This is a genomic window from Brevundimonas sp. Leaf363 (assembly GCF_001424025.1).
Lineage (GTDB): Bacteria > Pseudomonadota > Alphaproteobacteria > Caulobacterales > Caulobacteraceae > Brevundimonas.
On the sequence record NZ_LMPZ01000002.1, the window covers coordinates 219,930 to 241,592 of the forward strand.

Genomic DNA, 21,663 nt, shown 5'->3' on the forward strand with positions numbered 1-21,663 from the left:
GTTCAACGGAGGAAGTCGCGTTGTCCGTCGCCGCTTGTTTTCCCTTGGGACAGGGTGCTTTTCAGCGCCGCCCTGGCTCGCACTCGCAACGTCGCCAGCCGCGTCTTCAGCGTCGGGTAGTCCGGCGCGCCGACCGCCTCCGCCAGCCGCGCCTGCAAGGCGGCCGGCTCCTCATCGGGATCGACCCCGCCGTCGAACGCCGCCTTCAACACCTGGCTCAGCGCCTGCTGGTTCGACCAGGCGTCCTGCAGCACGGGCTGGCCCTTCAGCGCCTCCAGCGTCGAGACCGTCAGGGGCTCGTCCGCCGCCGCCGCCAGAAGCTGGCCGTACTGGGCGGCGAACTCGGCATCCACTTGTCCGCCGGGGACCAGCTTCATGTCCCAGAAGCCGCGCCCAGGGCGTTCGCGGTCCATCAGGGCACGCATCTTCTTCACGTCGTCGGCGATATCCGCGCCCGGGCGCGGACGGCGCAGGGCGGCCTCGATGGACGTCTCGACCTTGCGGCCGAAGTCCGGACGGCTGGCCCAGACGACGCGGGCGCGGGTCAGGACCATGAACTCCCAGGTGTCCGCCTCGGCCTCGTAATAGTGGTCGAACCCCGACAGCCGCACCGACACCGGCCCCTTGGAGCCCGTGGGCCGCAGCCGCATGTCGACTTCGTACAGGCCGCCCTCGGCCGTGTGCGCCGACAGGGCCGCGATCAGTCGCTGCGTGAAGCGGATGTAGAAGACCTCGGCGCTCCAGGCCTTGCCGCTCGTGACGACGTCGGCGGGGGCTTCGTACAGCGTCATCAGGTCCAGGTCAGACCCGGCCGTCATTTCGCGCGACCCGGCCTTGCCCAGCGCCACCACGGCGACCGCGCCGCCGGATAGCCGGCCGCCCTGACGCTGCGCCTCCTTCAAAGCGGCGGGGGCCAGACTCTCGATCGCCGCGTCAGCCAGGGTCGTGTAGGCCCGTCCCGCCGCCGCCGGTTCGGCGCGGCCTGTCAGCAGGTGCAGGCCGATGCGGAAGCTCTGTTCCTTGAAGATGCGGCGCACGGCGTCCAGCGACTTCTCGAAGTCGTCCGCCCCCTCGGCTTCCTGCCGGATCTGTTCGACAAGGCCCGTTTCGGCGTCCAGTTCGGCCTGGAAGCGGGCGTCCAGAATGCTGTCCAGCGCAGCCGGCCGCCGGCCCAGTTGCTGCGCCAGACGCGGCGCATAGGCCATGACGCCGACGATCAGGTCGAACAGCTTGGGCTGGTTCAGGAACAGCGCTTGCACCTGCACACCGGTCAGCAGGTTGGAGAAGAAGACGGCGAACCGGCCGAAGGCGGCGTCGGGCGCGCCGGTCTCGGCCAGCGCCGTCAGCAACCGCGGCGCCAGACGCGTGAACAGCTCGCGGCCCTTTTCAGTGCGCGTCGCGGGGATGCGGCCGTGGTGCCAGGCCCGGATGGTCTCGGCCACGCGCGCCGGGTCCGAGAAGCCCATGCGCGTCAGGGTCGCCAGAGTTTCAGGGTCCGCCTCGACCCCGGTGAAGACCAGACTGCCATAAGGCGACGACAGGTCCTCGCCGCCCTCGAACAGCTCGCCGTAGCGGATGTTGACCGAGCGACGCAGCACTTCGACATCGGCGTCGAAGGCGGCCAGATCGCCGGTCCCGGAAAGTGCGGCGACGGCGGCGCGTTTCTCGTCCGGGACGGGCAGGGCGTGGGTCTGCTCGTCGTCCAGCATCTGCACCCGATGCTCCAGCGCGCGCAGCCGGGCGTAGGCGGCCGCCAGGTCGTCGACCACCGCCTGCGGCAGATGCCCGGCGGCCGCCAGGGCGTTCAGCGCGTCGATGGTGCGGTTGCTGCGCAAGGCGCGGTCGCGGCCGCCCAGGATCAGCTGCTGCGTCTGGGCGTAGAACTCGATCTCGCGGATGCCGCCCTGGCCCAGCTTCAAGTTGGCGCCGGGCGCCGCGAAGCCCTCGCCGGTCTTGTGGACGTGGATCTGTCGCTTGATCGACTGGATGTCGAGAATGGCCGGATAGTCCAGGCTGCGGCGCCAGACGAAAGGCGTCAGTTCGCCCAGGAATTCCTCCGCCGCCGCCCGATCGCCCAGCACCGGTCGCGCCTTGATGAAGGCCGCCCGCTCCCAGTTCTGGCCGACAGATTCATAGTAGGCCAGGGCCATCGGCGTCGCCACGACCGGCGGGGTAGAGGACGGGTCGGGGCGCAGCCGCAGATCGACGCGAAAGACGTATCCGTCCGCCGTCCGGTCCGACAGCAGCGTCGCGATGCCTTGGCCGATCCGGTTGGCGAACCCCTGCAGCTCCACGTGATCGGGCAGCAGCGGCCCCAGCGTCTCCGGCTCGAAGAACAGGCTGATGTCGATGTCGGAGGAGTAGTTCAGCTCGAACGCGCCATGCTTACCCATGGCCAGACCGAACAGGCCGGGCACGGGGCCACGCGGATCATCGGGCGCCGCGGTCAGCCGCCCCCGCGCGCGCTGGTCCTCGGCCACGGACCGCAGCGCGGCCTCGGCCGCCGCATCGGCGAACCGGCTCAGTGCGCCGGTCACTGCATCCAGATCCCAGACCCCGCCCAGATCGGCCAGCGCCGTCAGCAGGTGCAGCTCGGCCTTGAGCACCCGCAGCGGCGCCTTCAGCGCATCGGGCGGCCCGGTCAGCGCCGCCGTCTCGGTCAGGAGGGCGGCCAGCCGATCCTCGGGTCCGCTTTCCAGAATGGTCCGCAACTGCGCCGGCCGCCGCCGCGCCAGACCGGCCAGATAGGGCGAGGCCGCGAACACGGGCGCCAGCGCGGGCCACGCCGCCGCCAGCGTCTCACCCCAACCGCCCTCGGCCGCTGCCTCGATCAGCCGCTCATGCAGCCGCCCCGCCGCCGCCGCGTCCACGACGGGGCCGCACGGGGTCAGGCGGTGGGCGAGATTCGTCACGCCGCCGCCTGCGCCGGCGCCACCACCAGCGCCACGCGTAGCCCCGGCCCGGAGCCCTCATAGGCGCCCGGACCTTCGTCCAGCTGCACCCGACCGCCGTGCGCCTCCAGCACCGCGACGACCAGCGAGAGGCCGAGGCCCGAGCCCGGCTCCGTGCGGCTGTTGTCCAGACGCACGAAGCGCTGGACGACGCGCTCGCGGTCCTCCTCGGGCACGCCCGGCCCGGTGTCTGTGACGGACACCTCGATCTCGCCCGAGGAGCGCCGCCGCGCCCGCAGGGTCACCGCGCCGCCGGCCGGGGTGTATTTGATGGCGTTGTCGATGACGTTGGCCAGGGCCTGGGCCAGGAAGGGCCGGTTGCCCTCGATCAGCAGGCCGCGCTCGATCTCGGCGGCGAAGTCCAGCGTCTTGTCTTCGGCGGCGGGCTCATACAGCTCGGCCATGTCGGCGGCCAGATCGGCGACGTCGAACACGGCCGGATCGGGGGTCCGCCCCGCCGCCGCCTGCAGCCGGGCGATGGCCAGGACGGTGTTGAAGGTCTTCAGCAACTGGTCCGCTTCGTCCAGCGCGATGCCCAGGGCGTCGACGCCGTCGATCTTGCCCGCCTCGGCGTCAATCAGCGCGACTTCCAGCTTGGCGCGCATCCGGGTCAGCGGCGAGCGCAGGTCGTGGGCGATGGCGTCGCCGGCGTGGCGGATCGAGGCCATCGACGCCTCCATCCGGTCCAGCATGGTGTTCAGGCCGGTCGCCAGTTCCTGCAGCTCGTCGCCGCCGCCGCCGCGCATGTCGACACGGGCTTTCAGATCGCCTTCCTGAACCGCCGCAACGGCGCGATTCAGGCGCATCATGGCCCGCTCGACATTGCGGCTGATGAAAAGGCCGCCCGCCAGACCCAGCAGGATGACCAGCGCCATCGCCCCCCACAGGGCCTGGGTGAGGCGCGCCAGATAGGCTTCGGTGTCGCCCATGTCCTGACCGACGAACAGCCGCTCGCCGCCCGCCAGTTGCATCTCCAGGCCGATGGCCTCGCGCCGCCGGACCCGGCCGTTCACATCGGTGTCGGTCAGGCGGAAGGTGATCCACTGGCCGCGCTTGGCCGGGTCGACGGGCGAGGCGTCCAGGCTGCCGGTGATCTTGGAGCCATCGGCCCGCATCAGGATGTAGAGGTAAGCGTCGCCGCGCAGGATGCGGTCCACCAGCGCCTGGTTCAGCGCATCGACGCCGCGCTGGGAATAGGTCGAGGTCAGCGACCCGAACTCGTTGCGGACGTCCGCCTCCGCCCGCGTCCGCGCCTCCGACGCCGAGGCCAGGTAGACATAAGCCAGGATCGCCCCCGCCGCCGCCACGAACAGGGCGAGGAACAGCAGCGTCAGCCGGAAGGGCGTGCGGCGGAGGAGGGAGGGGAGGCGCATCTAGAACTCTCTCCCTCCCCGAGACGGGGAGGGCAGGCTGCGAAGCAGCCGGGTGGGGGCGGGCCAGCCTTCGTCTTCGGTTGGGGTATTGATCAATCCCATCTTCGCCCGATCCCCAGAGGCCGCCCCCACCCGGTCGCTGCGCGACCTGCCCTCCCCCGCAGGGGGAGGGAGAGGCGAAGCCTCTTCTCTCTGTCGCTCATGCCTCCAGCCGATACCCCGCGCCCCGGACCGTCTGCAGCATCGCCTTGTCGAAGCCCTTGTCGATCTTGGCGCGCAGGCGACTGATGTGGACGTCGATGACGTTGGTCTGGGGGTCGAAGTGATATTCCCAGACCTTTTCCAGCAGCATGGTGCGCGTGACCGACTGGTTGGCGTGGCGCATCAGGAATTCCAGCAGCTGGAACTCGCGCGGCTGCAGGTCGATCTCCTGGCCGGCGCGATGCACCTCGCGGCTGATCAGGTTCATCTCCAGGTCGCCGACTTTCAGCACCGTCTGCACCCCGCCGGTCTCGCGGCGGCGCGCCAGGGCCTCGACCCGCGCAATCAGCTCGGCGAAGGCGTAGGGCTTGACCAGATAATCGTCGGCGCCGGCCTTCAGGCCCGTGACCCGGTCCTCGACCTCGCCCAGGGCGGACAGGAACAGCACCGGCGTCTGGTCGCCGCCCTTACGGACCGTCTCCACCATGCCGACGCCGTCCAGGCGCGGCATCATGCGGTCGACCACATAGACGTCGTAGCCGCCCTTCTGGCTTTCCAGCAGGCCGAAGGCGCCGTCCACCGCATGGGTGACGTCGTGCCCGGCTTCGCTCAGGCCGCGCACCATCGCCGCCGCGGCCTCAGCATCGTCCTCGACCACCAGAATGCGCATCGAACCAGCCCCCAAAACAAGAATCGCCGCCGATGTTAGCGCATCGGCGGCGACCCCGTGAGTTAAGGCTTGTTCAGGTCCGTTACTTCGGCGGCGTGGCGCCGTCGCGCGGCAGTTCCAGCACCACCGGGCGGTTCCCCGCCGGCGTGCGGACCAGCAGGAAGATGTTGGTCCGGTTGGCGGCGCGAGCGGCGGCCTCGGCGGCGCGCACGTCGGCCACGCTGTTCACCGGCGAGTTGCCGGCGCGCAGGATGACGAAGCCGGGCTGGAAGCCGATGCCGCGTGCGCTGGCGCTGACGGCCTCGGTCACCACCACGCCGCTCTGCACCGTCGCCGGCACCGCATAGCGCTCGCGCGTGGCGGCGTTCAGCGGCGCCAGCGTCAGGCCGGCGACGGTCTCGCCTGCCTGGTTCTGTTCGCCGCGCGGCGTCTGACCTTCGTCGTCGCTTCCATTATCGCCGCCGCGCAGCGTCGCTTCCGACGGGCGCGTGCCGGAGCGGACGGTCAGGGTCTGCGAGCGTCCGTCACGCAGCACCTGCAGACGGATGGTGTCGCCCGGACGCGCCTGGCCGACCAGACGGGTCAGTTCGGTGGAGCTGTCGATCGTCTCGTCGCCCAGACGGGTGACGATGTCGCCGGCCTGCAGGCCACCGCGTTCGGCCGGACCGCCCGGCGTGACGTTGTTGATGAAGGCGCCCTTGGTGTCGGCCGGCAGGCCCATGGTCTCGCGGTACTCGCGGGTGAGGTTGCCGATCTCGACGCCCAGATAGCCGCGCTCGATCGTCTCGCCGCGCATCAGCCGGTCGGTGATGGGCTTGGCGACGCCGGCCGGGATGGCGAAGCCGATGCCGACCGAGCCGCCGGTGGGCGAATAGATGGCCGAGTTCACGCCGATGACGCGGCCGTAGATGTCGAAGGTCGGGCCGCCCGAGTTGCCCCGGTTGATGGCGGCGTCGATCTGCAGATAGTCGGTGTAGGGCGTCGAGGCGTCGACCGAGCCGCGCGCGCTGGCCGAGACGATGCCGGCCGTGGCTGTGCCGCCCAGGCCGAACGGGTTGCCCACGGCGATGACCCAGTCGCCGACGCGGGGCTGGGCCTGTTCTTCGAACGAGACGAACGGGAAGTCGCCGCCGTCCACCTTGATGACGGCCAGGTCGGTAGCCTCGTCACGGCCCACCAGACGCGCGGTCAGTTCGCGCTCGTCCGACAGGATGACGGTGATTTCTTCGGCGTCGGCCACGACGTGGTTGTTGGTGACTATGTAGCCGTCGGCCGAGATGAAGAAGCCCGAGCCGGCGCCCATGGCGGTCTCGCCTTCGCCCTCCGCGCCGTCCTCGCCGGGCTGGCCCTGGCCTTGGCCCTGCGGCACCTGAAATTGGAAGGGCAGGCCGGGGATCTGCATGGTGCGCGGGCGGTTGACCCGCGTCTTGACGTCGATCTGTACGACCGCCGGGGCGACCTGCTGGAAGATGTCGGCGAACGACAGGGGCGCGCCCTGCGGCGGCGCGAACAATCCGGCGGCGCCGGCCGAGGGGACCAGGCGGCCCGACATGCCGCTGACCGGCTCGGCGTGCGCGCCCGGCCAGCTGATGACGCCCCCGGCGGTCGCGGCCGCCGCGATCGTCAGGCCGGCCGTGGCCCCCAGAATGAACTCCTTGCGCTTCAGCATGGTGGTCTAGCGATCCTCTATCGGCGACTCTGCGACGCCGTTTCGCGTTGGAATATAGGCCGGTTACGGCGTTCGCCAATCAGGCCGGGGGAATGGTTGTTCCTGCGGAGCGCCCGTCGTGTGGCGCAGTTGCGGCGGGATCGCGGCGGACGTCATCGTATTGGAGAAGTTCGGCCAGACGGGCTTCCTCAACGGGTGAAAGCGGCTCCGGTTCGATGCGCCGCCGCCGCGCGATCCCCAGCATCGACGCCCCGCCCACGACGACGATCAGCAGTGGGGCCAGCCATAGCAGCCACGTCGCCGGATTGAACGGCGGCTTGAACAGGATGTAGTCGCCCCAGCGGTTGACCAGATCGCCCCGCACCTGATCGTCGGTGGCGCCCGAGGCGATCTCGCTGCGGACCAGTTGGCGCATGTCGGCGGCGATGCCGGCGGGGCTGTCGGCGATGCTCTCGTGCTGGCAGACGACGCAGCGCACCTCTTCGAACAGGGTCTGTGCGCGGGCCTCGGCGGCCGGGTCGGTCAGCGGCTGATCAGCCCGCGGCGCCGGCTCGGCCGCCAGCAGAACCGGCGCGATCAGCAAGGCAAGCAGCGCGCGCCTCATGCCGCGACCTTCCGGCGGCCCGGCGCCGCCAGCCGCAGCCGCCGGTCCAGCAGCGACAGCAGGGCGCCGATGGCCATGATCAACGGCCCCAGGAAGATCAGCCGCGCCCACGGATTCCAGTACACCCGCACCCGCCAGGCCGGCTGGCCGGCCGGCGTCGCGCCGCGCTCGCCGAGCACCACATAGACGTCGTCCAGTCCCCGGAAATCGAGCCCGACCTCGGTGGTGGTCTGGCCGCCGGCGGGGAAGAAGCGGCGCTCGGCCGTGATGGTCTCGCCCGCCGATCCGTCCTGCCGCCGCACGGTCAGTTGGCCCTGCTCGGCCAGATAGTTCGGCCCCTCGACGGTGCGCACCTGGTCCAGGGTCACCGCATAGGGGCCTGACCGGACCACCCCGCCTATGGGCAGGACGGCCGCCGCCTCGGTCTTGAAGCCGACCTCGACCACGGCCCCCAGAACGAAGACGCCCAGGCCTGCGTGCGCCAGCATCGTGCCCCACGCCGCCAGCGGCAGAGCCTTGGCCCGGCGCGCGCTCTCGGGGCCCGGCGCCCGGAACAGCCGCACCCGGTCGGCGATCTCGGCCACGGCCCCGGCGATCAGCCAGGCGCCCAGCGTCAGCCCCAGCGCCGCGAACGCCTTCCTCGGCGCGACGAAGGCGTAGGAGGCGACGCCGACCAGCAGCGCGAACCCCGCCGCCCACGTCATGCGCTGGGCCGCCCCTTTAAGGTCCGCCCGCTTCCACGACAGCAGCGGCCCGAACGGCAGCACCACAAAGGCCAGCGCCATCAACGGCGTGAAGGTCAGGGCGAAGAACGGCGGACCCACCGAAATCGTCTGACCCGTCGCCGCCTGCAGCAGCAGCGGATAGAGGGTGCCCAGCAGCACGGTCGCCGCCGCCGCCGTCAGGAACAGATTGTTCAAGACCAGGCCGCTCTCGCGGCTGATCGGCGCGAACAGGCCGCCGCCGGTGAGGCGCGGCGCGCGCCAGGCGAAGAGGGCGAAGGCCGCGCCCGCCGCCACGCCCAGAATGCCCAGCAGCATCAGCCCCCGCTTCGGATCGACCGCGAAGGCGTGGACGGACGTCAGCACACCGGAGCGCACGAGGAAGGCGCCCAGCATGGAAAAGGTGAAGGCCAGGATGGCCAGGAACACCGTCCATCCAGCCAACGAGCCGCGCCGCTCGGTGACGATGGCGCTGTGCAGCAGGGCGGCGCCGGCCAGCCAAGGCATGAAGCTGGCGTTCTCGACCGGGTCCCAGAACCACCAGCCGCCCCAGCCCAGTTCGTAATAGGCCCAGAAGCTGCCCAGGGTGATGCCGATGGTCAGCAGGCCCCAGCTGGCCAGGGCCCACGGGCGCATCCAGCGACCCCAGGCGGGCCAGAAGGTCGAGCCGGGCCTGCCCTCGATCAGGGCCGCGATGGCCAGCGAGAAGCAGACCGAGAGCCCGACGTAGCCGAGGTAGAGGAAGGGCGGGTGGATCGCCAGCGCCGGGTCCTGCAGCAGCGGGTTCAGCGACTGGCCCTGCACCGGTGCCGGGGCCAGTCGCGCGAACGGATTGGACGTCAGCACGGCGAACGCCAGGAACATGACGCCCAGCCCGCCCTGCGTCGCGACCGCGCTGGCCTTGACCCCGAACGGCAGGCCCCTCGCCCGCGCCAGCACGGCGCCGAACCCGGTCAGCACCAGGCACCATAGGACCAGCGACCCCTCGTGGCTGCCCCAGGCGGCGGCGACCTTGTAGAGCAGCGGCTTGTCGGTGTGGCTGTTGGCCGCGACGTTGGCGACCGAGAAGTCGGACACCACGAACGCCAGGATCAGCGCCCCGAACGCCAGGGCCACCGCGCCCGCCGTGGCCAGCGCCGCGCCCTCGGACGCGCCGGTCAGAACCGGGCTGCGGCGCACCCGTCCGGCGACGGCCAGGCCGGTTTGCAGCACCGACAACGCCAGCGCCAGGATCAGGACGAAACTGCCAAATTCGACAATCATGGCTAGACGATCATGTGCGCGGAACCGGCGGCGGCGCGCCCGCCTCGGGCCGCCATTCGCCGCGCGCCTTCAGCTTCTCGGCCACTTCGCGCGGCATATAGGTCTCGTCGTGCTTGGCCAGCACCTGCTTGGCCTCGAACACGCGGTCAGGGCGGAACACGCCCTCGGCGACGATGCCCTGGCCCTCGCGGAACAGGTCCGGCAGGTCGCCGTGGAAGACCACCGGTGTCGAGGCCTGGTTGTCGGTGACTGAGAAGGAGACGGATCCGTCTCCCTTTTTGGCCACGCTGCCCGTCTCGACCAGCCCGCCCAGCCGCACATGCCGCCCCGCCGGCGCCTTTTCGGCGGTCACCTCGGACGGGGTGAAGAAGAAGGCGACGCTGTCGCGCATGGCCCATAGCGACAGGCCCGCCGCCAGCGCCAGCACAGGCGCGACCGCCAGCACGACATAGAGGCGCCGCCGCGCCTTGGGGGATTTGGGAAGCAGGCTCATCGGGGAAGCCGCCGTTCCAGGTCGGTCCTGCGCGGATCGTTGGGCTCAAGCGCCGCGATCAACGGCAGCCAGTAGCCGCGCACCGCCGCCGCATCGCCGCGCGTCAGCGCGGCCTCGCCCAGAAAGTAGCGCGCGCCCAGTTGGCCCGGATCGCGCTTCAGCGCCTCGAAGAAGGCCGCTTCGGCGTCGCCGCCGACCGCGCCCTGATTGGCGCGCACCAGACTTTCGCCCAGACGCGCCCAGCTCTGCGCATCGTCCGGCTGGCGCTCCAGAATGCGGCGGAAGGCCTGGGCCGCACCGATCGGATCGCCGGCCTCGAAGCGGGCGGCGCCCAGCATCCGCTGCGCCGTCATATCCTCGGGATTGCGCCGCGCCACGCGGTCGGCCACGGCGGCCAGCTGCGCCGGCTCCAGCGTCTCCAGCCGCGTCGACCAGTCGTCGACCCGCCTGGCGTATGGCTGGTCGCCATAGCCCGGAAAGCCGACCGCGACGTACAGCCCCAACGCCCCCGCCACGGCGACGCCGAGCCCGCCCAGAACGATCATGCGGTCTTTCGGGCGGATGCGCAGCTCGCTCGGCTCAGGCGCATCGGCGAGCGCCCGCCGCGCCGCCTCGGCCCGGGCGGCCTGATAGGCCTCGGGCTCGATCAGACCGCGATCCCGCAACCGCTCCAGTTCTTCGAGTTCGCGCTCGGCGCGCTCGGCCGGCGCGGGTCCGACCACCGCAGGGCGGCGGGCGCCGAAGAGGACCGAATACCCGGCCAGGGCGGCGGCCAGGGCCGTCAAAATCCAGAACGCCGTCATTGCCGGCGCCTTCTAGCCTATCAGGCGGCGCTCTGCGAGAGGAGGTCCGCGCCAGCGACGGCGGCGCGGCGCCGCACCGTCCTCGCCGCATCCTCGGCGTCGATCAGCGTCAGGAATTCGGCGTCGATCTCGACGATCTCCAGCGCCCGCGCCACATCGGCCGCGGCGCCGGCGTTGATCAGCTCCAGCGCCTGATCGGCGTGGGTGAACAGATAATCTGTCAGCGTCTCGACCACCCGCGTCCGGTCGGCCTCGCAGCCGAACATGACGGTCGCGCCGCGCACGCCGCCGACCATGGTCACCAGCGCCCGCGCCGTCTCCATGTCCGGACTGTCGAGCGCCACATCCAGCTTCGGCGCCGGCCGCGTCATCCGCCCCGTCAGGGCCATGCGGCCCATAGGCAGGGCCTTCTCGACCGCCTTTCGGGTGCTCTTGAGCAGACCCGCGACCTGTCCCGCGACCTTGATCCGCGCATCGCGCAGGGTCTGGCCCCATGCAGTGCCGGCGCCGGGCCGAACAGTCACGTCGATCTCGTTCAGCACCTGGGCGCACCAGACGATGTCGTCGCGCACTTCGGCCGCAACGTCCGCCCCCAACGACGGCTTCCACGCCGAGATCCGGGTGATCCGCTGGTTCAGGCCCGTGATCATCCGCTCGACGAAGGTGGCCAGTTCCGATCCGCTGAGGAAATCGCCACGCGCCGCCGCGCCGGAGGTCCGCGTGATGACCCGAAGCATCGCCGTGGCGTCTTCCAGGTGGGCGAACACCATCTCCAGCATCCGCTGCGCCCCGTCCGGCGACACTGCCGCGGCGTCGCGCATCAACAGGCGCAGGTCCGCGATCTCGTCCTCGGTCGGCCGCCCGGCCCAGGCTCGCAGGTGGTTCAGGTCACGCCGCGCCAGGGGGGCCAGGTCGCAACAGCCCGCCAGTTCGTCCAACGCCTCTGTCCGACCGTCGGCGGCCAGCGTCGGCGGCCACACCTGATCGGCGTTGTCGCGCACCGCGGCGGCGGCGGCGACGCAGATGCGGTCCGCGACCATGGCGCGCAGTTCGTCGTCTTCCAGCTGAGGCAGCAGATTGGGCTCGCGCGTGCTGGCCAGTTTCCACAGGCGGGGCATCACCGAGCGCGGAAACACCAGCCCCGGCAGGCCGTCTGTGCGCGGACGAAACAGCGGGGCCAGAGGCCCAAAGGCATAGGCGCGGCGGCTGCGGTCCTGGGATTCCTGCGCGATCAGACGCGCGAATTCGGCCGCGCCCGCACCGGACAGCGATGCGGCCGCGGCCCCCAGCGGCGCCAGCATCCGATCCGGACAGGCCTCCACCACAGCCGCGAGGGCCAGCCGCTTGGCGACCGTCAACTCACTCATCGAGCCCGCTCCGGGGAAGACATGAGTTTAGGTTAACCGGCGCCGGTTAACGGACCATGTGTCTCGGAAACGGCGCTTACTCCGCCGCCGGCAACTCCAGCATCACCTTCAGGCCGCCCAGGTCGCTGTCGGCCAGGTTCAGCCGACCGCCATAGGCGCGGGTCAGATCGTCGACGATGGCCAGGCCCAGACCGGAACCGGGCGTATCCTCGTCGGCGCGCGCGCCCCGTTTCAGCACCTCGGCGCGACGTTCGGCGGCCACGCCGGGGCCGTCGTCCTCGACCACCACGATCATCTGGCCCAGGCCCGAGGCGCCGGCCGAGACCCGCACCCGCCGTTTCGACCATTTGCAAGCGTTCTCCAGCAGGTTGCCGAGGATCTCCTGCAGGTCCTGCCGCTCGCCGCGAAAGCCCAGTTCGTCCGGCGCCCGCCAGTCGATGACCACACCCTTGTCCGCGAACACCCGCTCCAGCATCACCGCCATCTCGTCCAGCACTTCGGCGATGGCCGTACGTTCGCCCAGCACCTGGGCGCGGGCGGCGGCGCGAGCGCGGCGCAGATGGTGGTCGACCTGGGCCTTCATCACCTCGGTCTGTCGCCGGACCAGATCGGGCAGCTGTCCTTCGCTCGACCCCGCCTCGGCCAGCATGACCGACAGCGGCGTCTTAAGCGCGTGCGCCAGGTTTCCGACGTGGGTGCGCTGGCGCTCCACCACCTCCTGATTGTGGTCCATCAGGCCGTTGACCTGCTCGGCCAGGGGCTGGATTTCCAGCGGATAGCTTCGCTCGATACGGGCGGACTGTCCCTTGCGGACGGCGATGATCTCGTTGCGAAGGCCGTAGAGGGGGCGCAGGCCGATCTGCACCTGGATCAGAACCGCCAGCACCAGACCGACGCCCAGGACCAGCAGCGCGACCCAGGTCAGGGTGGCGAACTGGCGCGCGTCGGCGTCGACGTCGGTGCGGTCGATGGCGGCCATGAAAACGACCGGCTGATCGCGGCCTTCCAGCTCGTTCATGGTGGCGGCGACGCGGATGGGCTCGCCCGCCGGTCCGGTGGCGTTATAGGTGACGGCTTGGCCGAACGCCGCGCGCAGGCGACCGCCCAAGGAGGGCGGAATGGGCATACGCGCGTCCCACAGCGATCGCGAGCGCGCCCTCAGGACCAGCTGGTCGCCCGCCGCCGGTTCGGCCGTGGCCCAGTATTTACCGGAATAGATCCTCAGCGTCTTGGCGTCCTGGATCGGCTGGGTGTTCAGCTCGCCGTCCACCACGCGGGTGGCGACGATCACCTCGTCCAGGGTGTCGTTCAGCGTGACGCTGAGGCGGCGCAGGCTGGCCTCCTCGAACTGCGAGGTCAGCACCCAGCCCGTCAGGATCAGGGCGACCAGGATCCAGCCCGACGCCAGCCAGATCAGCCGCCGCGTCAGCGACCGACCCGGTCGTCCGATCAGGCGGCTCCATCCCTTCAGACTGGGAAGGCGCAGACGGCGCGCCGCGGCCCCGTCGCTCACGCCGCTTCGGCCTCGCCTGGCAGAGGCGTCAGGCGGTAGCCCAGGCCGCGCACCGTCTCGATCCGGTCCGACCCGATCTTCTTGCGCAGTCGCCCGACGAAGACCTCGATGGTGTTGCTGTCGCGGTCGAAGTCCTGGTCGTAAAGGTGCTCGACCAGTTCGGTGCGGCTGATGACACGGCCCTGATGCATCATCAGATAGTGAAGCAGCCGATACTCCAGGCTGGTCAGGCGCAGGGGTTCCCCGTTGACGGTCGCCCGCGCCGCGCGCGGATCCAGCCGCAGGCCGCCGCACGACAGGGTCGAGGACGCGATGCCCGCCGAACGCCGCAGCAGGGCCCGCAGGCGCGCCAGCAGCTCTTCGGTGTGGAAAGGCTTGGTCAGATAGTCGTCGGCGCCGGCGTCGAAGCCCGCCACCTTGTCCGACCAAGCGCCGCGTGCGGTCAGGATCAGCACGGGCGTCGCCTTGCCCTCGCGGCGCCAGCGCTCCAGCACCGAGACGCCGTCGATGCGCGGCAGGCCAAGGTCCAGGATGATGGCGTCATAAGGTTCGGTGTCGCCCAGAAAATGGGCTTCCTCGCCGTCGGCGGCATGATCGACCGCGTACCCCGCATCGCCCAGCGCGCCCTTCAACTGGCGCGACAGGTCGGCGTCGTCTTCGACAAGCAGAACGCGCATCAGTTCCCCCTGGGTCGGCCGGTGCGGCCATCGACGGGTATGCGGCTGACCCGCCCGTCCGGATAGGCCCAGGTCACCACATAGTCGTCGCCGGACGGATTGACGTCCACCCGGCGGCCTGGGCGGCCCTGTTCGACGTTGCGGATGACCTCGCCGACCGAGGCGCGCGGCTGGCGCTGCGATCGGTCGTCGCGTGGCCGCGATTGTTCCTGCGAGCGCATGTCCCGCTCACGCGGTTCGCGCGAGCGGTCCTGCGCCGAGACGGCGTTGGGAAGGCCGATCAGGCAGATCGCCACGAGGGGTAGGAGGTAACGGCGCATGTGACCTTGTCTAGGAGGGCGGCCCTGAACAGCGGCTGAACATGGGATTTACGCTTCGTTTTCGCAGATGCGAGCGGCCCGGTCCAGAACGGGGTCCGCAAGATGAACGTCGCCTGACGCGGCTCGTTCAGATCAGGCTCAGCCGCCGGGGTCTCTTCTGGGTCCAACGCAGCAAGTCCGCTGCTTGAAACGCCTTGAAGGAGACGTTCGATGACCAAGACCCATTTCATCTCCGCCCTGGCCGCCGTCGCCGCCGTCTCGGTCGCCCTGCCGGCCGCCGCGCAGTCCTACGGGCGCCCGTCCCATGCGCAGCCGTCGTACGGCCAACCGCACCGGGGCCCGGTCGCCAGTGACTACGGCTGGATGTCGATCAACGCGCGTCAGGCCAACCTGGACCGCCGGATCGACAACGGCGTCCGCACGGGCCAGCTGAGCCGCTACGAGGCGATGAACGTGCGCAGCCAGTTCAACGGTCTGGTCCGCCTTGAGGCCCAGTACCGTCGCAACGGTCTCAGCAGCTGGGAGCGTGCCGATCTGAACCGCCGCTTCGACCACCTGTCGACCCAGATCCGGGTCGACCGCCACGACCGCAACACGCGCGTTAACGACCGCCGCGATCCCGTCAACGGCCATCGCTGGTAGCAGCGGGCCGTCCGAAGTCCCCGCCTGCAACCGGGGACCGGGGGAGGGGCGCGATCCTGAAAGGGGTCGCGCCCCTTTTTCATGGCGCAGGTCGCCCCGGCTGCTATGCCGGGCCCTGACGAAGGAGCAGGCGTGAGCGATACCGACAGCGGCCCCTGGCTGAGCGAGGCGACGGCCCCGGCATGGCGCGGTCGCGTGCTCATCATCGCCGGCTCTGACTCGGGCGGCGGCGCGGGCATCCAGGCCGACATCAAGACCGTCACCATGCTGGGCGGCTATGCGGCCACGGCGGTCACGGCCATCACGGTTCAGGACACGTTGGGCGTCACCGGCGTCCATCCCATCCCGCTGGACATCATCGAGGCCCAGGCCCGCGCCGTGCTGGACGACATCGGCGCCGACGCCATCAAGACCGGCATGCTGGGCTCGGTCGAGGTGGTCGAGCGCGTCGCCGCCGTCCTGGACACCTCGGGCGCCCCCGCCGTCATCGACCCGGTGATGATCGCCAAGGGCGGCGCGTCCCTGCTGGCCGAGGCCGCCATCGGCGCGGTGCGCTCCCTGATGATCCCGCGCGCCGCGCTCCTGACCCCAAACGCGCCCGAGGCCGAGGCCCTGACCGGCATCGTGGTCGAGGATCTGGACGATCAGTACCGCGCCGGCGAGGCCTTGCTGGAGCTCGGCGCCCGCGCCGTGCTGGTCAAGGGCGGCCACGTCCCGGGCCCGGTGGTCATCGACCTGTTGCTGACGCCCGACGGCGGCCTGCGCCTCGAGGGCCCACGCATCGACACCCGCAACACCCACGGCACCGGCTGCACCTTGGCCAGCGCCTGCGCCGCAGGTCTGGCGCTTGGCAAGCCGCTAGAGACCGCCGTCGCCGAAGCCTGGACCTACGTCGAACAGGCCATCCGCCATGCGCCGGACCTGGGGCGTGGTCACGGTCCGCTGGGGCATGGCTGGCCGCTTATGGCTCGGCTCGGGCACGGCTAGCTCGCTTCTCCGCGAGCAAGCCCTCTCCCTCTGGGAGAGGAGTACGAGTGTTAGGTTTCCGTCGTCTAATAGGCGCGCTGCCGCCCAAAAATCCCAACCCCTTCAACACTCCACCGCGTTCTCGCCCCGACTTCCCCGCCTGGGTCGCCACATGCGCCACCCTAGGCAGGTTCCATCGCATGGGGGCTTGTGAGGCCTGCGACCTTGCGGCGGTGGAAGCGCAGGTAGCGGGGTCTTCGGATCAAGGCAGTGCGTCTCAAGTCCCGCAGTTTGGGCGACCCGAACCAAGGGCGCTGCGGCTCGCTGGATCAGTCGGGTCACACCGGCGGACGCACGGTTCAGAAGAGCCAACGGGCGACCCGGAAAGCCGTCGGCCAAGGCGGAGGGGGATACTCACGCCGGTCCAGGACCAGACGCAGGTCTGGCCTGCCCGCCGCGGGCATCGGTAGTAAGCGGCGAACAACCGCACCCGATCCCGGCTCGTGGAAACCCTGTGCGCGGAGCGTTCAGCGATGCGGAAACACATAACCCACACGGTCATCGGTCCTCGCCCGGGCGTTCCATCACCGACCGGCAGACCGGAGCGGGCGCCCCACCACGCCTGAAGGTGAGCCTGTGATCCCGGAATCCGCAAAGCGGCTGTCCGGGACGATGTGCCTGTCCCCACGCTGGTCCCGGCTCCAGACGGGGACACGGGCGGAGCGCCAAGTCACCATCCCAGATAAGCGCTGGCGCGTTCTCGAAGTGACAACAGATCTCTCAACACGCCCAAGAAGACAAGTTTGCATCTCAAACCAGTCTCTGATATCCCGCTGTCATCAACGGGGAGGGACCCATCGATGACCGACGCGACCGAACGCCTGCACGGGCTCGACGCCTTGCGTGGGGGGATGCTGATGCTGGGCGTGGCCCTGCATGCCTCCATGAGTTTCATGCCGATCCAGGTGTGGGTGGTTCAGGACACCCAGCCGTCGGCGGCGCTGACCGTCTTCTTCTATGCGGTGCACATCTTCCGCATGGTCGTCTTCTTCCTGATCGCCGGCTTCTTCGCCCGGCTGGCGCTGCACCGGCGCGGTACGGGGGGCTTCATCGCCGACCGGCTGAAGCGGATCGCCGCGCCCCTGCTGGTCTTCTGGCCGTTGGTCATGACCGGCATGATCGCCGTGCTCATCTGGATCGGGTCGCGCATGGCGGCCGCCAACGGAGGCGTCGCCCCGCCCGCGCCGCCGCCGCCGACCTTCACGCCCGATAACTTCCCGCTGGGCCACCTGTGGTTCCTGTGGGTGCTGCTGATCTTCTACGCCGCGCTGGTCATCGGCCGGAGCCTGATGGTCGCCGTCGACCGCCAGGGCGGCCTGCGCCGCGCCTTCGACCGACCGGCGCGCCTGATCCTGGGCTTCGCCGCGCCGCTGCTGCTGGCCGCGCCCTTGGCCGTCGCCCTGTTCTACCAGCCCAACTGGCTGCCCTTCTTCGGCGTGCCGACGCCGGACATGGCGCTGATCCCGCACCTGTCGTCGGTGGTCGCCTACGGCGTCGCCTTCGCCGCCGGCTATGGCCTGCACCGCCAGCCCGAGTTGCTGAACGGCGTCGCCGCTCGCTGGCCCCTGAACCTGACACTGGGCGCCATCTGCGCCGTGGTCGGGCTGATGCTGCTGGGTCCAAGCCTGCCGGCCATCACTCCGGTTGAAGAGCCGGTGCAGAAGGCAATGCTGGCCGGCCTTTACGCCGTCGCCTCCTACGGGATCAGCTTCGGCTTGCTGGGCTTCGCCTTGCGCCGCCTGTCCAACCGCAGCGCCCTGCGCCGATACATCGCCGACGCCTCCTACTGGGTCTATCTGATCCACATCCCGATCGTCATGGCGTTGCAGGTGGCGATCGCCGACCTGGCCTGGCCCTGGCCATTCAAGTTCGCGGCCCTGCTGGCGGGCGTCTTCGCCATCACCTTCGGGACCTATCAGATCCTGGTCCGCCACAGCTTCATCGGCACCTGGCTGAACGGCATGCGCGCGCGCAACGAGCGCCGCGCCGCCCGCGCCGAACTCGTCCCCGCCCAATAGTCACCCCACGGCTGGCAACCGGGCCACTTGCTAACCGGCCCGGCGTCGTTCACGCCGGGCCGAACGGAGATCCTGATGACCACGCCCTCGACGCCGGAAGAAGACCTGGCCTTCATGCGTTCCATCGTGGAAGGCGGCGCGCCCAAGGCGTCGTACACGGCGGGCATCGTCTACCTATCCAGCGGGCTGCTCTACGGCGTTGAGTGCCTGTTCCACATCGGCCAGATCCTGGGCCTGATCCGCTGGCCGGGCTGGGCCAGCCTGGCCTTCGTGATCTTCATTCTGGTGGCGACGCTGGGCGCCATCGGCTGGGCCATCGTGTACGACCGGCGCAATCGCGTCGGAAACATCGGCGCCACCAAGTCGATGAACGCGGTCTTCAACGCGACAGGCCTGGCCAATCTGGCCTTCCTGACCATCTTCGCGGTCAACGCCGTGCGGATGGAGAATTTCGCCATCTGGCTGTTTTATCCGGCCGTGGTGTTCGCGGTTCAGGCCGCCGCCTGGTTCGTGGCCTGGCAGCTGAAGCGGCGGACCTGGATGCTGCTGACGGCGCTGGGCGGCATCGTCACCTCCATTACCTTGGGCGTGCTGGTCGAGAACGGCTTCGCCTATCTGTGCGTCTGCGCGGCGGCCTTGTTCGGCCTTTTCGCCCTGCCGGGCTGGATCATGGTCAGGGACGCCCGCGCCTGGAGCGCCCGCTCGGCCGCCCAGGTCTGATCTCATGGCCCTGTCCAATCTGGGCCAGATCGACGAGGTGATCCACGGGCGCCTCCGCCTGGGGATCATGGTCTATCTGGCCGAAGCCGAGCGCGCCGATTTCACCGTGCTGAAGAACGCTTTGGACGCCACCCAGGGCAACCTGTCGATCCATCTGCGCAAGCTGGAGGAGGCCGGCTACATCGAAATCGAAAAGGCCTTCGTGAACCGCAAGCCCCTGACCACCGCCCGGATCACGCCCAAGGGTCGCAAGGCCTTCGCCGCCTATCTGCAGGCCTTGGGTGGGTTGATCGGGAAGGCGGGCGGATGAGAGCTAGACCCAATCGGATTCCCATGCCCCGGCGTCGTAGAGGTACAGCGTGACCTCATCGGCGAAACCTTGGGCCCAGGCGATGGCTTCTGTCACGGAGAGACACACGCGCACGGCGAAGGTGTCCGAGCCGTCAGTGGTCGCCGTCGCATTGTCGTGGTTTGGTGAGTCATTTGCCGCGTTGTCGTGCCACGTCGCTTCCGCGACCGCGTCGATAGAGCGCCAGCGGTGAGGATGGGTGCGGCGGTCGATGATGTTTGTGATCATGATGCCAGCATGACCTCGATCCGTGTTCAGGTCATGGGCATCGTCAACGTCACGCCCGACAGCTTCTCGGACGGCGGGCGCCATGAGGATGCGGCCGCCGCCGTGGCCCATGCGATGCGGCTGGTGGACCAGGGGGCCGACATCCTCGACGTCGGCGGCGAGAGCACCCGGCCCAGCGCCGAGCCTGTGGCCGAGGCCGACGAGATCGCCCGCACCGTCCCCGTCATCGCCGCGATCCGCGAGCAGTGGCTGGGGCCCATCAGCATCGACACCCTGAAGCCCGGCGTGGCCCGCGCGGCCGTCGCGGCCGGGGCGACGATGTGGAACGACGTGTCGGCGCTGACGGGATCGCCCGACAGCCTGGCCGTCGCGGCCGACCTGAACTGCGACGTCTGCCTGATGCACATGAAGGGCGAGCCGCGCACCATGCAGGCCGATCCCCGCTATGACGATGTGGCGGCCGAGGTCGCCCGGTATCTGGCCGATCGCGCCGAGGCGGCGATGGCGGCCGGCGTGGCCCGCAACCGCATCTGGCTCGACCCCGGCCTCGGCTTCGGCAAGACGGCGGCGCACAATCTCAGTCTGACGAAGCACCTGGATCGGCTGGTCGCGCTCGGCTTTCCGGTCCTCTACGGAGTCAGCCGCAAGCGTACGATCCAGGCGGTCGATCCCACCGCCACCGAGGCGTTGGACCGCCTCGGCGGCTCGCTGGCGCTGGCGCTGGAGGCGACCCGGCGCGGGGCGGCCATCGTCCGCGTTCACGATGTCCGCGAGACGGTCCAAGCCCTGAGCCTTCAGAGCGCGGTTGCCGACGCGAGCTGAGCCGCTAAGCTCCCCGCAAAACGGGGGCGGAAAACAATGACCAGGACCTTGGCCGACGACATGGGCCAGACAAGACTGCTGTCGCTGGACGTGCTGCGAGGGATCACCGTCATGGGGATGATCCTGGTCAATGCGACCGCCGGACTGGCCAGTCCGCAGCTGGAGGTGTTCCCGCTGCTGCTGCACGCCCGCTGGGACGGGCTGACCATCGCCGATGTCGTCTTCCCCGGCTTTCTGATGATGATGGGCGTCGCCGTGCCTATGGCTCTGAAGGGCCGCACCGGCCTTGGTGGCGGGACCGGCGGCAAGATCTTCTGGCGCGCCGCGCGCCTGATCCTGATTGGCTTCATCCTGTCCAACATGTGGTGGGCGATGGACCCGGCCTCCAGCGAATGGCGCCTCTGGGGTGTGCTGCAGCGGATCGGCATCGTCTACGGCGTCTGCTCCATCCTCTTCCTGACGCTGGGCCCGAAAGTCCGACTGGGCCTGATCGCGGCGATCCTGCTGCTCTACTGGCCGCTGACCCTGATCCCGGCGCTGGATGGCCTGCCCAACGACATCTGGGAGCGCGGGCATAACTTCGTCGCCTCGGTCGACCGCGTCCTGACCGCCCCGCACAACTACGTCAAAGGCCCGGAAGGCTATGACCCCGAGGGTCTGCTCGGACACCTGCCGGCCATCGCCCACGGCCTGATCGGCGTGGCCATCGGCGAGTTCCTGCTCAAGCGGCCCGAGACCAAGTCGGCGGGCAAGCTGGCCATCGCCGGCGCCGTCATGCTGGTCGCGGGCATCGCCTTTGGTTTCATCTTCCCCGTCGTGAAGGACATCTGGTCGTCCAGCTTCGTGCTGGTCACCTGCGGCATCACCACCCTGGCCCTGGCCGGCCTGCACGCCACCATCGACAAGCCGGGGACCAATGCCAATGCCGTCTGGATCGCCGTGCCCATGGCCTTCGGCATCAACGCCATCGCCGCCTATGTCTGGCACGAACTGCTGGCCGTCATGGGCATGCCCGCGTGGGGCGCGATGACGGCGCCGTATCGCTGGCTGGAACCGGTCGTCGGCTCGCCGATCGCGGCCCTGGTCCCAGTCATCATCTTCATCGCCCTGGTCTGGCTGCCGATGGACTACCTCCGCCGCAAGCGGTGGATCATCAAGGTCTGAGGCCAAAGATCCTTCCCGTTCCTGGACGGGCGAGGATCTGGAGCGGCAAAGAAAAAGGGCGGCGTCCG

General features: G+C 69.9%; 20 protein-coding genes. 7 read left to right on the top strand and 13 right to left on the bottom strand.

Going from position 1 to position 21,663, the window contains the following annotated elements; translation table 11 throughout:
- Positions 1 to 2: 2 nt before the first annotated feature.
- From ASG17_RS04220 to ASG17_RS04275, 12 genes are all read right to left on the bottom strand, one after another.
- Complete coding sequence (locus tag ASG17_RS04220; protein WP_056099641.1) at positions 3 to 2,912, bottom strand: bifunctional [glutamine synthetase] adenylyltransferase/[glutamine synthetase]-adenylyl-L-tyrosine phosphorylase; 2,910 nt, start codon at positions 2,910 to 2,912, stop codon at positions 3 to 5.
- Entirely contained in the window at positions 2,909 to 4,324 is a 1,416-nt protein-coding gene (locus ASG17_RS04225; protein ID WP_056099643.1) for a HAMP domain-containing sensor histidine kinase, read from the bottom strand. The genes ASG17_RS04220 and ASG17_RS04225 overlap by 4 nt, the downstream gene beginning before the upstream one ends.
- Before the next feature lie 199 nt (positions 4,325 to 4,523).
- Complete coding sequence (locus ASG17_RS04230) at positions 4,524 to 5,195, bottom strand: response regulator transcription factor (RefSeq protein ID WP_056099647.1); 672 nt, start codon at positions 5,193 to 5,195, stop codon at positions 4,524 to 4,526.
- An 82-nt stretch (positions 5,196 to 5,277) separates the two neighbouring features.
- Complete coding sequence (locus tag ASG17_RS04235) at positions 5,278 to 6,864, bottom strand: Do family serine endopeptidase (RefSeq protein ID WP_056099649.1); 1,587 nt, start codon at positions 6,862 to 6,864, stop codon at positions 5,278 to 5,280.
- A gap of 79 nt (positions 6,865 to 6,943) precedes the next feature.
- On the bottom strand, positions 6,944 to 7,468 hold the full coding sequence (locus tag ASG17_RS04240; protein ID WP_056099651.1) for a cytochrome c-type biogenesis protein: 525 nt from the start codon (positions 7,466 to 7,468) through the stop codon (positions 6,944 to 6,946).
- Positions 7,465 to 9,453 carry a heme lyase CcmF/NrfE family subunit gene (locus ASG17_RS04245; protein ID WP_056099653.1) on the bottom strand — a complete coding sequence of 663 codons (1,989 nt, stop codon included), beginning with the start codon at positions 9,451 to 9,453 and terminating at the stop codon, positions 7,465 to 7,467. The genes ASG17_RS04240 and ASG17_RS04245 overlap by 4 nt, the downstream gene beginning before the upstream one ends.
- Positions 9,454 to 9,463: 10 nt before the next feature.
- Positions 9,464 to 9,946, bottom strand: a complete 483-nt coding sequence (ccmE, locus tag ASG17_RS04250; protein ID WP_056099656.1) for a cytochrome c maturation protein CcmE — start codon at positions 9,944 to 9,946, stop codon at positions 9,464 to 9,466.
- Positions 9,943 to 10,749 carry a c-type cytochrome biogenesis protein CcmI gene (gene ccmI / locus ASG17_RS04255; RefSeq protein WP_056099659.1) on the bottom strand — a complete coding sequence of 269 codons (807 nt, stop codon included), beginning with the start codon at positions 10,747 to 10,749 and terminating at the stop codon, positions 9,943 to 9,945. Before ccmI ends, ccmE begins: the two co-directional genes overlap by 4 nt.
- A 20-nt stretch (positions 10,750 to 10,769) precedes the next feature.
- Positions 10,770 to 12,116, bottom strand: coding sequence for a hypothetical protein (locus tag ASG17_RS04260; RefSeq protein ID WP_056099662.1), 1,347 nt, complete (start codon positions 12,114 to 12,116; stop codon positions 10,770 to 10,772).
- A gap of 76 nt (positions 12,117 to 12,192) precedes the next feature.
- Positions 12,193 to 13,629 carry a sensor histidine kinase gene (locus tag ASG17_RS04265; RefSeq protein ID WP_369796648.1) on the bottom strand — a complete coding sequence of 479 codons (1,437 nt, stop codon included), beginning with the start codon at positions 13,627 to 13,629 and terminating at the stop codon, positions 12,193 to 12,195.
- Positions 13,626 to 14,306 carry a response regulator transcription factor gene (locus ASG17_RS04270; protein WP_056099664.1) on the bottom strand — a complete coding sequence of 227 codons (681 nt, stop codon included), beginning with the start codon at positions 14,304 to 14,306 and terminating at the stop codon, positions 13,626 to 13,628. The genes ASG17_RS04265 and ASG17_RS04270 overlap by 4 nt, the downstream gene beginning before the upstream one ends.
- Complete coding sequence (locus ASG17_RS04275; protein WP_156367722.1) at positions 14,306 to 14,626, bottom strand: hypothetical protein; 321 nt, start codon at positions 14,624 to 14,626, stop codon at positions 14,306 to 14,308. Before ASG17_RS04275 ends, ASG17_RS04270 begins: the two co-directional genes overlap by 1 nt.
- Before the next feature lie 210 nt (positions 14,627 to 14,836).
- Here ASG17_RS04275 and ASG17_RS04280 point away from each other — a divergent pair, with 210 nt between their 5' ends.
- From ASG17_RS04280 to ASG17_RS04300, 5 genes are all read left to right on the top strand, one after another.
- On the top strand, positions 14,837 to 15,268 hold the full coding sequence (locus ASG17_RS04280) for a hypothetical protein (RefSeq protein WP_056099667.1): 432 nt from the start codon (positions 14,837 to 14,839) through the stop codon (positions 15,266 to 15,268).
- Positions 15,269 to 15,427: 159 nt separating this feature from the next.
- Positions 15,428 to 16,255 carry a bifunctional hydroxymethylpyrimidine kinase/phosphomethylpyrimidine kinase gene (gene thiD, locus ASG17_RS04285; protein ID WP_056103062.1) on the top strand — a complete coding sequence of 276 codons (828 nt, stop codon included), beginning with the start codon at positions 15,428 to 15,430 and terminating at the stop codon, positions 16,253 to 16,255.
- Between the two features lie 839 nt (positions 16,256 to 17,094).
- Complete coding sequence (locus tag ASG17_RS04290; protein ID WP_056099669.1) at positions 17,095 to 18,312, top strand: acyltransferase family protein; 1,218 nt, start codon at positions 17,095 to 17,097, stop codon at positions 18,310 to 18,312.
- A 75-nt stretch (positions 18,313 to 18,387) separates the two neighbouring features.
- Positions 18,388 to 19,032, top strand: a complete 645-nt coding sequence (locus ASG17_RS04295; protein WP_056099672.1) for a hypothetical protein — start codon at positions 18,388 to 18,390, stop codon at positions 19,030 to 19,032.
- Positions 19,033 to 19,036: 4 nt separating this feature from the next.
- On the top strand, positions 19,037 to 19,342 hold the full coding sequence (locus ASG17_RS04300; RefSeq protein WP_056099675.1) for a transcriptional regulator: 306 nt from the start codon (positions 19,037 to 19,039) through the stop codon (positions 19,340 to 19,342).
- A 3-nt stretch (positions 19,343 to 19,345) separates the two neighbouring features.
- Here ASG17_RS04300 and ASG17_RS04305 read toward each other — a convergent pair whose 3' ends face one another.
- Positions 19,346 to 19,609, bottom strand: a complete 264-nt coding sequence (locus ASG17_RS04305) for a hypothetical protein (RefSeq protein ID WP_056099678.1) — start codon at positions 19,607 to 19,609, stop codon at positions 19,346 to 19,348.
- Between the two features lie 9 nt (positions 19,610 to 19,618).
- Here ASG17_RS04305 and folP point away from each other — a divergent pair, with 9 nt between their 5' ends.
- On the top strand, positions 19,619 to 20,431 hold the full coding sequence (folP, locus tag ASG17_RS04310; protein WP_056099681.1) for a dihydropteroate synthase: 813 nt from the start codon (positions 19,619 to 19,621) through the stop codon (positions 20,429 to 20,431).
- A 36-nt stretch (positions 20,432 to 20,467) separates the two neighbouring features.
- The gene (locus tag ASG17_RS04315) at positions 20,468 to 21,595 is read left to right on the top strand and encodes an acyltransferase family protein (RefSeq protein ID WP_056099684.1); all 1,128 of its coding nucleotides are present in this window, start codon (positions 20,468 to 20,470) and stop codon (positions 21,593 to 21,595) included.
- Positions 21,596 to 21,663 lie beyond the last annotated feature (68 nt).